This is a genomic window from Streptomyces sp. cg36 (assembly GCF_041080675.1).
Taxonomy (GTDB): Bacteria; Actinomycetota; Actinomycetes; order Streptomycetales; family Streptomycetaceae; genus Streptomyces.
The window spans coordinates 1,404,697-1,419,902 of record NZ_CP163520.1; the positions used below are offsets into that span (position 1 = coordinate 1,404,697).

The window sequence follows — 15,206 nt, forward strand, 5'->3', positions numbered from 1 at the left end:
GCGGTCGGACCGGGGTGCGGGAGGCGCGTGGGCCGGCCCTCAGCCGTCGCGGCGGGCGATCACCCGGTACGCGTTGGCGAACCGCCCGCGCCGCACCAGCGGGTTCAGCAGCCGGTCCAGCCCGTACACCGCCAGCAGGAACGGCAGCGCCGCCCAGACCAGCGCCACCCGGGCGGCCCGCGCGCCGCGCCCCGGGCGGCCGGCGCGCCAGGGCGCGTCGTCGCGCGGCAGCAGCCGGTCGAACAGGAACCAGGCCGCGCAGACCAGGTCCGCCGGGATGTGGGCGTCCCGCCGCTCGGCCACCACCACCGTGAAGCCGAGGCTGCGCAGCCGCCGGCACAGGTTGCGCCTCGGGATCATGTTCAGGTGCTGCGGCTGGAACCAGGGCAGCCAGTACCGGCCGAGCAGCCGTCCCGAGAGCGACTCGGGGTCCGGGACCTCGATCAGCAGGTGCCCGCCGGGCGCCAACGCGGCGTGGGCGGCGACGAGTTCGCCGTGCGGGTCGGGGGTGTGCTCCAGGTAGTGGAACATGCTGACCACGTCGTAGCGGCCCGCCATGCCCTGTGCGAGCTCGGTGAACAGACCCCGGTACGCCTGCTCGATCCGGCCCTCCTTGGCCGCGAGCTCGACGCCCTCCCCCAGGTCCAGGCCGTCGAACGCGGTGTCCGGCAGCTCTTCGCGGGCGGTGGCGCAGAAGTGGCCGAGCGAGGTGCCGACGTCCAGCCAGCGCCGTGGCCGCGCCAGGCGCCGCAGCGCACGGGCGCTGGCCCGGAACCGCTTCCGGCTGCCGCTTCCCTCGAACATCTTGGCCGTCGTCTCGGCGCCGAGGCCGTCGTAGAAGTCCCGGTAGTAGAAGTCCAGGCCGTCCTGGCTCAGCCGGGGGTTCTGGAAGACGTGGCCGCAACCGGTGCACTCGTCCAGGACGAACTCCCCCGGCTTGCCCTGGATGAGGTCCGTGGTGCGCAGCTTGCGCCGCAGCCCCGGGCCCAGGCACCAGGGGCAGTCGGTGCGCGGCGGCAGGAAGAACCGTCCGGTGCCCCGGGCCAGCTCCTCCCGGTAGGCCGGGCGGAGCTCGGCGATCCGTTCACTGTCCGGCATGAGCGTGCCCTTCGGTCGGGGGTAGGGGGGTCATGGCGCCGGTCCGGGCGGCCGGTCCGGGCGCGGCGGCGAGCTCTTCCAGATGGGCGGCGGCGGCCGACTCGCCCCCGGCGGCGCGGAAGGCGTCCCGGATCCGGCGGGCCGCGTCCCGGTAGGCCGGGTCGGTCACCACCGCGTCCAGGGCGGCGCCGATCCGCTCCCGGCCCGCCCGCGCGAACTTGACCCGGACCCCGGCCCCGGCGCCCACCACCTGGGCCGCCACGACCGGCTGGTCGTCCCGGATCGGCGCCACCACCAGCGGCACCCCGTGCCAGAGCGACTCGGTGACGGTGTTGTGCCCGGCGTGGCACACCACCGCCGCCATCCGCTCCAGCAGGGCGACCTGCGGCAGCGACGGCCGCACCAGGACGTCGGGCCCGGGGGCGACGGCCCCGAGCAGCCCGCCCGGGTCGCACACCACCGCCCGCAGCCGCCCGGCCCTGGCCCGTACGGCCGCCACGCTCTCGGCGAGGAACCGGGCGCCCGCGTCCGCGTTGGCGGTGCCCAGGGTGATCAGCACCGGTGCCGTGCCGGGCGCCAGGTCCAGCCACCGCCAGGGGAAGTCCCCGGCGGGGGCCCGCCGGCCGGCCAGCGCGGGTCCGACGAACCGCAGTACGGTCCCCGGGGTCAGACACGGGCCGGTCAGCTCGGGGGTGGTGAAGGCGAGGGTGAGCAGCGGGGAGAAGCGCGGGTCGTGGGTGGCGGCCGGGTCGCCGATGCGCTCGCGCAGCCGGGCGAGGAGCGCGGTCAGCCAGCTGTCCACGCCCGGCAGCCCGGCCATGCTGTCGGTGAGCTCGGCGGAGGTGGTCGAGGAGGTCGCGAAGGGCACCCCGAGCCGTTCGGCGACCAGCGCACCCGCCACCGTCTGCTGGTCGGCGACGACCAGGTCCGGCCGGAAGGCGGTGATCGCCGCCGCCACCCCGGGCGCCATCGCCTCGGCGAGCGGGCCCAGGAAGTCGGCCCACAGGAACTTGAGCGCCGCGACCCCGCGCAGTTGCGGCGGGCGCCCGGCGAGGTGGTCGGGCCCGGCGCACCCGTACACCCGGGGCCGCTCCCCCGCCAGCCGCTCGACGATCGCGGGCCGCCCCGCCCAGGCCACCTCGTGGCCGCGCGCGGCCAGCTCCGCGGCCACGGCGGCGGCCGGGTTGATGTGCCCGGTCAGCGGCGGCACGACGAACAGGAAGCGGCTCACCGGACCGGCCCCGCGCCGCGCGGCCCGGACGGCGGCCCCGCCGCGCCCGGGACCGCGGCGTGTTCGCGGACCCAGTCCAGGGCGAGCCGTCCGACCGCCCCGGACGCCTCCACCAGGACGGAGTGCTTCTGCCCCGGCACCACCGCGACCCGGCAGTGCGGCAGCAGCGCGCTGAGCCGGGCGGACTCGGCGGCCACCAGGCCCTCCTGGCCGTTGACCAGGAGCACCGGGCAGCGCACCGCGCCCAGTTGCGCGTCGGTGAGGACCCGTCCGGTGGGCATGTCCTCGGCGATGGTGGTGGAGCGCACCAGGCGGGCCGCCGCCCGGCCGAGCCTGCGGATGTGGGCGTCGTGGCGGGCGTCGCCGGTGCGGGTCGAGGAGAGCGTCCCGTACTGCTGGGTGAACCAGAGCAGCGCCTCGTCGTCGTCCATGGTGCCCGCCTGGCGCAGGGCCGACGTCATGGTGTCGGACCAGGACCGGCTGGCGGGCCCCGACTCGACGACGGTGACGCTGGCGACCCGCTCGGGCCGGTGCACCACGAAGTCCAGGGCGACGGTGCCGCCGAAGGAGTTGCCGACGAGGTGGACGGGGTCGGTGATGCCGAGCCCGTCGAGCAGGGCGTCGAGGTCGGCGGTGAACTGGTCGAGCGCGTAGCCGCTCGGCGGGCGCTCGCTGCGGCCGTGCCCGCGCAGGTCGTACATGACGGCGTCGAAACCGGCCTCGGCGAACCGGGGGCCGAGGGTGAAGTAGTAGCTGGCGAGGCTGTCGATGAAGGCGCCGTGCACGAACACCACGGTGGCGTGAGGCTGTTGGCGGGGCGGTCGCAGCCGCTGGACGTGCAGGCCGAGCCCGTTGGCGCGGATCATGACCATGGGCGGGCTCCGGCTTCGGGGGCAGCGCCGAGGGCGTGCCGCACATGGTCGACGAGCCGCCCCACGGAGAGCGCGATGACCTCGTCGATCTCCAGACCGGCCACGAACTCGGCGAAGTTGACCTGTTCGCCGTACCGCTCCTGGAGGTGGCCGGAGAGCATGACGAGGTCGATGCTCTCCAGCTCCAGGTCGTCGCCGAAGAGGGTCTCGGGGCGGATGTCGGCGGGGTCGGGGGCGTATTCGCCGAGGACCTCCACGATCAGGGCGGCGATCTCGGCGAGGACGGTCTCCTCGTCCGGCGGCGCCAGCGGGGCGGGGCCGGGCGGCCGTTCGCTGGTGGTCACGGGGTGCTCTCCTTGAGGGTCGTCGCAGTCGTGGTCCAGGCCACGACATGGGTGGGGTCGACGAGGGTGCAGTGGACGTGGTGGCGGCGGCCCCCGGCGGTGACGGAGAGGTCGCCGGGTCCGGCCGCCGTGACCTCGAAGGCGTGCGGGCGCCCGCCGAACCCGGTGCCCGCCGCCTTGGCCGCGGCCTCCTTGGCGGCCCAGAACCGGGTGAACCACACGGCCTCCGGCTCCCCGGTCCGGGCCGCGGTCCCGGCGAGGAGGGCGCGTTCGCGGGGGCCGAGGGCGGTGCGCAGGGTCCCGGGGTCGCGGTCGGCGATCGCCTCCACGTCGATGCCGACGGCGCCGCCCGGGCCGGACGGGCGCACCAGGGCGACCGCCAGGTCTCCCCGGTGGGCGAGGGAGAGGTCGAGGGCGGGCAGCACGCGGCCGTGCGTGCCCCTGGCGTACGGGCGGCCCGACTCCTCGTTGGCGATCTCGATCTCGGCCGGGAACACCCCGCCCTCGCCGTGCGCCCACAGCCACTGGCGCACGGCGTCCTTGGCCGCGATCCGCCCCAGCAGCCACTGCCGCCGCCCGCGCGGTGGCCGCGCCGCGTACGACTCCCGCTCGGCGCGGCCCAGTTGCATCCGGGTGAGCAGATCGCGCGAGGCCGGGTCGGGCCAGGCGTCCCGGAGCAGGCACCAGCCGCCGGGCCGGGGCTCGGCCAGGGCCCGGTGTTCGGGGTACCCGCCGGCGCGGCGGGCGTCGAGCCCGGAGAAGCGGCGGTCGCGCCAGCCGGAGAGCTCCGCCCACACGGTCCCGTCGGGCAGGGTCAGCCGGACGTCGGCGAGGACGGTGTCGTCGGTGAGCGAGGTGATCACGGCGTGGCACTCGACGGGGGTTCCGGCGGGCGGGTGCGGCGCGTGGAAGCGGGCGGCTTCCAGGGCCACGGGGAAGACCACGGTCCGGGCGGGTCTGCTCGACATCACCCAGTAGCCGATGAGCTGGCCCACGTTGTCGAGCAGCGCGCCGGGCGCGGCCGGCGCGGTGATCGTGCCCCGGACGTGGCGCGGCCCGATCCCGGTGAGCGCGGTCACGCCCCGGTAGGCGGGCCCGTGGAACATCCACCGGTCCTCGTACAGCTGCCCCGCGGTGATCTCCGGGGCGCGCTCGCCCTCCACGGCGGGCGGCGGCGCGGTCGGCGGGGCCGGGTAGGCGGGCGCGAGCCGCACGGACGCCCGGGCGTAGGACCCGAACGCCACGGCCATCCGGTCCGGTCCGTCGGGCCGCGCGGTGACCGTGACGTCGACGGCCGGGAGCGCGGTCACCCACTTCTCCAGGCGTACGTCGTGGGCGGCCACGGCGTACCGTCCGGGCGCGGCCTGTTCGGCGGCGGCCATCAGATGGTGCAGGACGGTGGTGGCGGGCACCACGGGGTGCCGGTCGGCGAGCTCCGGCCAGCCGGGCCGCTGCGGGAAGAAGCAGTGGTCCAGGAGGTGCGGCATGGCCTCGGTGGACACCCTCAGCCGGGTGTGCCGCTCGGCCGGGGCGTCCGCCGCCGCCAGCACGGCCGTGACGCCGGCGGCGGTCTCGGCGAGCAGTGCGTCGAGCTCGGCCGCGACGGGGAACCGGCGGATGACGTCCTCACCCAACCGTCCGATGGTTGAAGGGGGTTGGTCCGTACGGGGAGCGAGCTCGGCCCGCAGTTCGCGCAGGGCGGCCGGGTCCAGGGCGACGAGCCCGGCGCCCAGGTCCAGGGGGACGGGGCGGCCCGAGGCCGCCGGGGCCGGTGCGGGCCCCGATGCCGACGGCCCCGGCAGGGCGGCGTCCGACACGGCGTACCCCTCGGCCCACAGCCCCGTCGCCACCCGGCGCAGCTGGGCGAGCCCGCCGCGCCTGGGCGAGTCGGCCGCCAGGGCCAGATGGTCGCGGGACCCCAGGGTGTCGCCGATCAGGGACGTCAACTGCCCGGTGCCGAGCTGGACGAAGGCGCGGAAGCCCGCCGCGTACAGCGCCTCGACGAGCTCCCGGAACCGCACCGGCTCCAGCAGATGGCGTACGAACAGGGCCCGCACCGCGTCCGGGGCGAGCGGGAAGGGGGACGCGGTGGTGCCGGACCAGACCGGGACCCGGGGCGGGCGGATGTCCGCCGCGTCCACGCCCTCCCGGATCGGCCCGAGGTAGGGCGCCAGCATCGGGGTGTGGAAGCCGGAGCGGAACGGCAGCACCTGGCACACCACGTGCTCGGCCCGCAGCCTCGCCACGAACTCCGCGACCGGCGCCTGCGGCCCGCACACCATCGACTGGTTAGGGGAGTTGTCGTGCGACAGGACGAGGTCGGTGCGGCCCGCGAGCGCGGCCCTCACCCGCCGCGCGGGGGCGCCGATCGCCGCGAACGTCAGGGGCGGCACCCGCAGCGAGTCGGGGTCGACGGCCGCGAAGAACGCGTCCGCGCGGTCGGCCGCGAACACCCCGCCCGCGATCATCGCCGCCCATTCGCCGACGCTGTGCCCGGCCACCGCGTCCGGCCGCACCCCCATCGCCCGCAGGGCCTCGTCCAGGACCCGGGCGACCCGCAGCACCCCGAGGCCGTGCCGGGCCAGATCGGTGGTCCCGGTGTGGCTGCGGCCGGGCAGCCGCAGCCCGAAGTGCTCGGCCACCTCGTCCGCCCGCGGCGCGAACTCGGCCTCCAGGCCAGGGAAGACGAAGGCCAGGCGCCCCGCACCGGACGCCCCCAGCAGTGGCGGCCCCGGTGCGAACCACACATCGCCCCGGCCGCGCCAGGGACGGCCCTGGGCGAGCGCCCGGCGGGCCAGGGCGAGCCGTTTGGCGGTCGGGTCCACGACGCCCAGGCGCACGGCGGCCCCGGCCGCCGGGTGCGCGTCGGCGCCGTGCTCCCGTACGGAAGGGTCGGATCCGTCGAGCAGCCGCGCCAGGTCCTCGGTGGTCGCGGCGGCCAGGCGCAGCACCCGCTCGGGTTCGTGGACGGCGGCGCGGCGCGGGACGGGGGCGGCGGCCGGTGGCTGTTCGAGGACGACATGGGCGTTGATCCCGCCGAAGCCGAACGCGTTCACGGCGGCCCGGCGCAGCGGGGCGTCCCAGGGGCGGGCGGAAGCGGCCGGGCGGAAGCGGGTGCGGGCGAGGTCCGGGTGCGGTTCCTCGCAGTGCAGGGTGGGCGGCAGGGTGGCGTGGTGGACGGCGAGGGCGGCCTTGACCAGTCCGGCGACGCCCGCGGCGGGCATGCAGTGGCCGATCATCGACTTCACCGAGCCGATGGGCACGGGCGGCTCCGCCCCGTCGGCGCCGGGCGGCCCGAACACCTCGGCCAGGGTGGCCAGTTCGGCCGTGTCGCCCGCCGGGGTGCCGGTGCCGTGGGCCTCCAGGAGGCCGAGCGCGCCGGGGGCGCGCGGGTCGAGCCCGGCCGCCCGCCACGCCTGCCGGACGGCGCGGGCCTGCCCGCCGGGGTCGGGGTTCATCAGCCCGGCGGCACGGCCGTCGCCCGCGACGCCGGTGCCGCGGACCACCGCGTAGATCCGGTCGCCGTCGCGTTCGGCGTCGGCGAGGCGCTTGAGGACGACCACACCGGTGCCCTCCCCGATGAGGATGCCGTCGGCCGCCGCGTGGAAGGGGCGGCTCCGCTGGCTCGGGGAGAGCGCGCGCAGCTGGGCGAAGACGCTCCACAGCGTGATGTCGTGGCAGTGGTGGACCCCGCCCGCGAGCATCAGGTCGCAGCGGCCCGAGGCCAGTTCGGCCACCGCCTGGTCGACGGCGACCAGCGAGGAGGCGCAGGCCGCGTCCACGGTGTAGGCGGGCCCGCGCAGGTCGAGGCGGTGGGCGATGCGGGAGGCGGCGAGGTTGGGGACGAGCCCGATGGCCGCCTCGGGGTGCGCGGGGCCCAGGGTGCGGGTGAACGCCTCCCGGACCCGGTCGAGCTGATCGGGTCCGAGGTGCGGCAGCAGCTCCCCGAGCGTGCGCGTCAACTGGTGTGCGGTGCGCACCCGTTGGTCGAGCCGGGCCAGGCCGGGGCCGAGGTAGCCGCCCCGGCCGAGGACCACGCCGACCCGGCCCCGGTCGGGCAGCCGCTCCTCGCCGCCCGCGTCGGCCACCGCGCGGGCGGCCACGGAGAGCGCGATCAGCTGGTCGGGCTCGGTGTCCGCGACGGAGTTCGGCATGATGCCGAACCGGGCGGCGTCGATCCCGGCGAGCCCGTCGACGAAGCCGCCGCGCCGGCAGTACACGCGGTCGGCGGCGCGGTCGGCGGCGTCCGGCGCGTAGTACTCCGCGTCCCAGCGCCCCTCGGGCACCTCGCCGATGGCGTCCACGCCGTCGACGAGGTTGCGCCAGTAGGCGTCCAGGTCCCGCGCCCCGGGCAGCAGCACCGCCATCCCGACGATCGCGACCGGCATCTGACGGGCCGTCGTGCCGTTCGGCTCGGCCATCTCACAGCTCCGCGGCGGTGTAGACGACGGAGCCGGCCGACTCCTCGCCCCAGGCCAGTTCGCGCAGCAGGGCGAGAACGCCCTCCTCGCGGTCGATGAGCACCACCCCGCGCCGGGCGTACTCGCGGGCGAGGTGCGGGGTGACCATGCCGCCGTGCGCGTCCGAGGGCGCCCACGGCCCCCAGTGCACGGTCAGCGCCCGCCGTCCGGTGCGCCGCGCCCAGCGCTCCCCGAGCGCGGCGAGCGCGTCGTTCGCGGCGGCGTAGTCGCTCTGGCCCCGGTTGCCGAGCACGGCGCTGACGCTGCCGAACAGGACGGCGGCGCGCGGCCCGTGCGGCAGCTGGGCCACCGCGTCGAGCAGGGCGCGGGCGCCGTCCACCTTCGTCGTGTACACGCGCCGGAACGACTCGGGGTCCTTCTCGGCGATCAGCCGGTCCTCGATCACCCCGGCCGCGTACACCACGGCGTCGACGCGCCCGTGTTCCGCCTGGATCTCCTTGACCGCCTGGGTCACGGCCGTCGCGTCGCACATGTCGACGACCCGGTACGCGGCGGGGCTGCCCAGGCGCTCCAACCGGGCCAGGGTGTCGGCGACTTCGCGCCCGGCGAGGACGCCCCGCACCTCGTGTTCGATCGCGGCGGGCGCCAGGTCGCCCCGGGCGGCGAGCGCCGCCCGCAGGGCCGCCGCGTCCACGGCGGCGGCGAGGTCCGGGTCCTCGGGGCCGGTCGGCGGGACGGTGCGGCCGAGGAGTTCGATGCGGCAGCGCGCGGCGGAGGCCAGCGCCACGGCGAGGTCGGCGGTGATCCCGCGCGCTCCCCCGGCGAGCACGACGACCGAGTCCCGGCCGAGCCCGAGCGCCGCCGCTTCCGCCGCCCCGTCCCCGGCCGGTCCGGCCCCGGTCCGCGCGAGCGGCGCGGGAGCGCTCTCCGCCATCGCGAACCCGTGCCGGGCCGTGGCGCTCCGCACGACGACGGGGGCGCGGTCGGGCGCGGCCAGTTCGGACAGCAGGATGTCGGCCCACTCCCCGGCCGTCGCGTCCGGTTCGAGGTCGACGACCCGCGCGGCCACCTCCTCGTACTCCCGCCCGATGGTCCGGAACAGCCCGTGCAGCCCGGCGCCGACGTCCGCGCCGGGCCCGGGGGCGGTGCGGGCGCAGACGAGCCAGCGGGGTGCCAGGGCCAGGGCGGCGCGGAACACCTCGTACGCGCCCGGCAGCAGCGCGCCCGCGCCGTCCGAGGGGGCGACCGCGCCCAGGTGGAAGACCCCGTCGAGCGGCCCGTCGCTCTCGTCGAGGCGCCGTTCCGGGGCGTACGGGAACACCTCGGCGCCCGCCCGTACCAGCCGCCGCTCCAGCTCGTCGGCGACCTCCCGGCCGCCTAGCAGCGCGAACCGCCTGCCGGTGAGCAGCCCGTCGGGCGGCGCGGGCGGCAGCGCGAGCGGCGTCGGCCGCAGGGTGTAGCGGCGCGGGGCGGCGGCGGGGACGGGCACGTCGTGAGCGGGTTCGCGGGCCGGAGCCGGTTCGCCGGCCTCGGCCGGTCCGCGGGCCGGAGCCGATTCACCGGCGGGGGGCGCGGGCGCCGCCCCCTGTGCGTTGATCCAGGCCGTGATCGCGGCGACCGTGCGCGCCCGGGACAGCTCCTCCATCTCCTCGTCGGCCAGGGTGCGCGTCCCCGCGAGGCGGCGGGCCAGTTCGCCGACGATCTCGGTGCGTTTGATGGAGTCGATGCTCAGATCGGCCTCCAGGTCGAGATCGGGCTCGATCATGTCGACCGGGTAGCCGGTCCGTTCGCTGATGACGGCGAGCACGGCCTGCTCGACGTCGACCTCGCCGGGGGCCCCGGCTCGGGCCCCGGCGGCCTCGGCGGGCCGCGCCACCGGCTCGGGGGCCACGGCCGGTGCCGGGACGGGCGCCGCCACCCGCGCGGCCGGAACCGGCGGGAACGAGGCGCCCGCCGCCCCCAGGTGCGCCAGCAGGACGTCCCGCTGGGCCGCGACGAGCTCCCGTGTGGTGCGCAGGAAGTCCGAGATCAGCTCGTCCTTGGGGTCGCTCTCGCCCTGGCGCGTCACCGTGTTCGTCTCCAGACTGACCCGTCGGGCCGGTTGCAGGGCTCCGGGCAGCGGCTCGCCCGCGCGGGTGCGGACGAGCTGGCCGTCCACCGTCCAGCCGGGCGGCTCCGGGCGGTCCGTGGCCGCGCCCCGGCCCCGCAGCAGCCGTCCGGGCCGCACCGGCACGCCCGCCACCGCCAGCCGGGCCAGCGACTCCAGCCAGCCGCGTAGCCCGGCGCCGGGGCGCGGCTCGCAGGCGACGGCCAGGTGCGGGCGGTCGCCGAGGACCGCGCCGACCAGCCCGGTGAGCACGGCGCCCGCGCCCGTCTCGACGAAGACCCGCGCCCCCGCCGCGTACATCGCCTCGATCTGTTCCGCGAAGCGGACCGGGGAGCCGATCTGGGCGGCGAGTTCCGCGCGTACGGCGTCGGGCTCGGCGGGGTAGGCGGCGGCGGTCCGGTTGGCCCAGACGGGGAACTCGGGCGCCCGGACCGTGTGCCGGGCCAGGGCCGGGGCGAAGCGCGCGCCCGCGCCCGCGACGAGCGGGCTGTGGAAGGCGCAGGCGACGGGGAGGCGCCGTACGGTGTGTCCGGCGTCCCGCAGCCGTCCGGTGGCCTCGGCCACGAGGGCGGTGGGGCCGGAGACGATGGTCTGCCGGGGGCCGTTGCGGTTCGCGGCGACCACGTGGTCCGCCAGGCCCGCCGCGGCCAGGACGCGCTCGACGTCCGCGGCCGTGGCCGCGACGGCGGCCATGGTTCCGGGGTCGTCCCCGAGGACGTCGAGGATGGCCGCGGCGCGGCGGGCGCTCAGGTCGAGGAGCGCGCGGGGGTCGAGCGCCCCGGCGGCGGCCAGCGCCACCAGTTCGCCGTAGGAGTGCCCGCCCGCCATGTCGGGACGGACTCCGACACCCTCCAGGACGTGACAGGCCGTCAATCCTGTGATGCCGAGGGCCGGTTGTGCCATGCGGGTGTCCTTGAGCGCGTCGCGGCGGCGGTCGGCGTCCGCCGGGTCGAAGGACTTGGGCGGATACAGCGTCCCGGCGTACGCGCGGCCCTCCCGCAGGTACCGGGCGGCCTCCGGGAAGGCGACCGCCAGCTCGGCGAGCATGCCGGGGCGCTGGCTGCCCTGGCCCGGGAAGAGGAACGCCACTTTCCCTTCGGCGCCGGGCGGTCCGGCCGGAGCGTCCGCGAAGAACACGCCCGGCGCCCGCTCCCCCGCCCGCGCCCTGCCCAGCAGGTCCCGCAGCTCGTCGAGGCCGCCCGCGACGACCGCGAGCCGCACCGGCGCCGTCCGCGCCTCGGCGCGCCGGGCCGCCGCGAGGGCCGCGTCCCGCAGCCGCAGGCCGCGGTCCAGTTCACCGAGCAGCCACTGGGCCTCCCGCCCGGCCGCCTCGGCGTCGGCGCCCCGGAAGACGAACAGTTCGGCGGGCCACACCTCGTACCCGTGGGCCGGGGGCGCGCCCGCGTCATGGGCGGCGAGCACCGCGTGGAAGTTGGTGCCGCCGAAGCCGAACGCGCTGACCCCGGCGAACCGTTCGGCCGCCGGGGCCGCCCAGGGCCGGGCCTCGTCGTGGAAGACGAAGGGGCTGTTCCCGGCGGACCAGGCGGCGTTGGGCTCGTCGAGGTGGAGGGTGGGCGGGGTGATGCCGGTGTGCAGGGCCATCGCCGCCTTGATCAGGCCCGCCAGGCCCGCCGCGCACTTGGTGTGGCCGAGCTGGGACTTGACCGAGCCGAGCGCGCAGCCGCCGGGAGCGGCGCCGTACTCGCTGAACATCGCGGTCAGCGTGGTGAGTTCGGTGCGGTCGCCGACCACGGTCCCGGTGCCGTGCGCCTCGACCAGACCGACCTGGGCGGGGGCGACCCCGGCCGCGCGGTAGGCCCGTTCCAGGGCGGCGCGCTGGCCCTCGGGACGGGGTGCGGTGAGCCCGAGGGAGCGGCCGTCGCTGGCGCTGCCGATGCCCTTGACCACGGCGTACACCCGGTCGCCGTCCCGTTCGGCGTCGGCCAGCCGCTTCAGGACCACACAGGCCACGCCCTCGCCGAGGACCGTGCCGTCGGCCGAGGCGTCGAACGTACGGGAGCGGCCGGTCGGCGAGAGCGCGCGCACCGAGGAGAACAGCAGGTAGTCGTTGATGCCGTTGTGCAGGTCGGCGCCGCCGCAGAGCACCAACTCACTGGTCCCTGCGGTCAGTTCCTTGCAGGCGACGTCGAGCGCGGCGAGCGAGGAGGCGCAGGCGGCGTCGACCGTGTAGTTGGCGCCGCCGAGGTCGAGGCGGTTGGCGATGCGGCCCGCGATCACGTTGGCGAGCATGCCGGGGAAGGAGTCCTCGGTGATCCTGGGCAGCTGTTCCTCGACGGCCGCCGGGATCTCGCCCAGATAGGCGGGCAGCACGGTGCGCAGGGTGGTCGCGCCGGACAGGTCGCTGCCGGACTCGGCTCCGAAGACCACCGACGTACGGGAGCGGTCGAACGGCCGCTCGCCGTACCCGGCGTCGTCGAGGGCCCGCCGGGCCGCCTCCAGGGCGAGCAGCTGCACCGGTTCGACGCTGCCGAGGGAGGCGGGCGGGATGCCGTACGCGAACGGGTCGAAGGGGATCGGCGGCAGGAACCCGCCCCACCGCGACGCGGTCGTCCCGGGGCGCTCGCCCGTGGGGTCGTGGTAGATCTCCGGGTCCCAGCGGTCGGCGGGCACCTCGGTCACCGCGTCGACGCCGCCCACGACGTTCGCCCAGTACGTGGGCAGGTCGGGGGCCTGGGGAAACATGCAGGCCATGCCGACGACGGCGATGTCGAGCGGCTGCGGCGCGGGCTCGTCGGGGCGGGCCGCGCCGACGGCGCCCAGATCCGCCCGTACCCGGGCGGCGGCGCGCTCCGCGAAGGCGGCGGCGCCCCGGCTCACGGCGTCGTGCAGATCGGCGACGGTGGTGGGCGCCGAGCGCAGCACGGCCACCTCTCCGGCCATGAACATCCCGGCGTCCAGCTGGCGCCGCTCGGGGACGGGCCGCAGCTCGTCCCCGTCCCGCTCCACGCCCTTGCTGGCGATGCGCAGCCGTCCGATGTTGAGCCGCTCCAGCTCCTCCCACACCTGCCGCTCGGGCGTGCCGGCCGCGCGCAGCCGGTCGCGGGTGGCCGCGTAGTCGGCGGTGTACGGGCTGGCCACGCACCGGGTGGCGTGGCCCGGGGCGCTCTCCAGGAGCGCGGTGGCCTCGGCGGCGATCAGACGGCGCTGGAAGGCCGGCCGGATGGCGCCGTGCTCCACGGCCTCGCCGGTGAACAGGTACGCGGTGCCCATGAGGACGCCGACGGCGGCGCCGTGCCCGGCGAGCGGGGCGGCGAGCGCGGCGGCCATGGCCGCCGACCGCTCGTCGTGGATGCCGCCCGCGAGCAGGACCTCGAAGTCGCGCGCGGATCCGGGGGCGGTGGCCGCGTACTCCTCGATGACGGCGAGTTGGGCCTCCCACAGCGGAAAGCTGTTGCGGGGGCCGACGTGTCCGCCGCATTCGGCGCCTTCGAAGACAAATCTACGCATGCCCATGTCAATGAACTGGGCGAGCAGGGCCGCCGACGGCACGTGCAGGAACGTCTTGACGCCCGCCGCCTCCAGATCGGCCGCCTGCGACGGCCGCCCGCCCGCGATGATCGCGTGCGTGGGCCGGACCGCCCGGACGGCCGCCAGCTGCTCGGCCCTGATCCGCCCGTCGGTGAACCCGAGGATGCCCACGCCCCAGGGGCGCGCGCCCAGTTCGGCGCGGGTCCGCTCCAGCAGGGCCCGACTCCGCTCGCCGTCGGACAGGGCGAGCGCCAGCATCGGCAGCGCCCCTTCGCGGGCGACGGCCGCCGCGAAGCCCGCGCGGTCGCTGACCCGCGTCATGGGCCCCTGGACCACCGGCAACCGCGTCCCGAGCGCCCGCGCCATCGCGGACCCCGCCCCGAGGATCCCGGATACGGGGGTGGGGGCGGACTGGGGGGCGTCGGGGTCGGTCGGCGGGGTGGGTGCCGGGACACCCTCGACCGCCGCCGAGCGCGACGCGGGCGCACCTCCCACCGCGCCCGGGGTCGGCGCGGGACCACCCCCCGCCACCGCCGCCACCGCCTCGCGCATCCCCCGTACGGTCGCGGACACCGTGCCCCAGCGCTCGGCGAAGGCGGCGGCGAGGAAACCGTCCTGACCGACGGGGAGTTCGCCGCCGTCGCGGGGGCGGCGCAGGGCCCGCACCCCGTCCACCACCGTCGTCTCCGAGCCGTCCATCGCCCGCAGCAGGGCCGCCGGGCCGTCCGGCAGGCCGGACTCCGCGAGCAGCGCGAGCTGGGCGTCCAGGACGACCCCGGCCGCGCCGCCGATGACGGCCGCGGCGGCCGTGCGCGGCCCGACGCCCCCGCACGCCCACACCGGCAGGTCGTACGCCGGGTCCGCGAGCAGCGCCTGGAGCAGCACGAACGTGCCGAGCCGGCCGCTCCGGCCGCCGCACTCGGCGCCGCGCGCGATCAGCCCGTACGCACCGCCTTCCGCCGCCGCGCACGCCTCGGCCCGGTCGGCCACTTCGGCCAACACCCGATGTTCAGCGGCCAGTTGGCGAATGTTCCAGCAGGTGTCGGCGGCGAGCACCACCACCGGCGGGAGCGCGCCGCCGCACTCCTCGGCGACCTCCTCGGGCGTCAGCGCGCACGCCGCCCCGACCCGTACGGCGAAGGCGCCGGCGGCCCAGCTCCCGACGAGGCCGAGCGCCTCGCGCGCGCGGCGGTCGCCCGTGCCGAGGTCCAGCACGCCGAGTCCCCCGGCCCGGCAGACGGCTGCCACGAGCCGGGGGTCGGGCTCACCGAAGGGACTCACTCCGATGACAAGTTCAGGGTTCGGCGCTACGGGCGTCATGAACACTCCGAATCAGACCGATGGAGCTGTGAGGGGGGTGCCGGCGGCGGGCCGTGCGGGGACCTCTGGGGCCGGCCCGTCGGACGGCCGGAGGCCGGGCCGTGCGGCGGTGCCGGTCCGCCGGGCGCGGGGAACGTAACGCCGCCGGGAAGTGCGCTGGTGCCAGGACTCGTACCGCTGCCGGGAGTTGCGGGAGGGCATGGTGCCGTGCGCGTCGACGCGGCCGGCTTCCGCACGGCCGGGGCCGACCTTACCGACCGGAAGGTGTGGCTGCCAGGGCGCATGACGGCGGCGGGCCGACGGCTTCCGCATGGCACCCACCAC

At 77.2% G+C, this 15,206-nt stretch carries 6 protein-coding genes; all 6 read right to left on the reverse strand.

Annotation, left to right across the window (positions count from 1 at the left end; translation table 11 throughout):
- Positions 1–39: 39 nt before the first annotated feature.
- From AB5J87_RS06280 to AB5J87_RS06305, 6 genes are read right to left on the reverse strand one after another with little or no spacing between them, the layout of a single operon-like run.
- Positions 40–1,098, reverse strand: a complete 1,059-nt coding sequence (locus AB5J87_RS06280; protein ID WP_369374850.1) for a class I SAM-dependent methyltransferase — start codon at positions 1,096–1,098, stop codon at positions 40–42.
- Positions 1,085–2,329: a glycosyltransferase gene (locus tag AB5J87_RS06285; RefSeq protein WP_369374852.1), complete on the reverse strand. Its 1,245-nt coding sequence runs from the start codon at positions 2,327–2,329 to the stop codon at positions 1,085–1,087. The genes AB5J87_RS06280 and AB5J87_RS06285 overlap by 14 nt, the downstream gene beginning before the upstream one ends.
- Positions 2,326–3,201 (reverse strand): alpha/beta fold hydrolase, encoded by an 876-nt coding sequence (locus AB5J87_RS06290; protein ID WP_369374855.1) that lies wholly within the window; start codon positions 3,199–3,201, stop codon positions 2,326–2,328. The genes AB5J87_RS06285 and AB5J87_RS06290 overlap by 4 nt, the downstream gene beginning before the upstream one ends.
- Positions 3,192–3,545 (reverse strand): phosphopantetheine-binding protein, encoded by a 354-nt coding sequence (locus AB5J87_RS06295; protein ID WP_369374857.1) that lies wholly within the window; start codon positions 3,543–3,545, stop codon positions 3,192–3,194. Before AB5J87_RS06295 ends, AB5J87_RS06290 begins: the two co-directional genes overlap by 10 nt.
- Complete coding sequence (locus tag AB5J87_RS06300) at positions 3,542–7,966, reverse strand: beta-ketoacyl synthase N-terminal-like domain-containing protein (RefSeq protein ID WP_369374859.1); 4,425 nt, start codon at positions 7,964–7,966, stop codon at positions 3,542–3,544. Before AB5J87_RS06300 ends, AB5J87_RS06295 begins: the two co-directional genes overlap by 4 nt.
- 1 nt (position 7,967) lies before the next feature.
- Positions 7,968–14,882, reverse strand: coding sequence for an SDR family NAD(P)-dependent oxidoreductase (locus AB5J87_RS06305; RefSeq protein ID WP_369374862.1), 6,915 nt, complete (start codon positions 14,880–14,882; stop codon positions 7,968–7,970).
- Positions 14,883–15,206 lie beyond the last annotated feature (324 nt).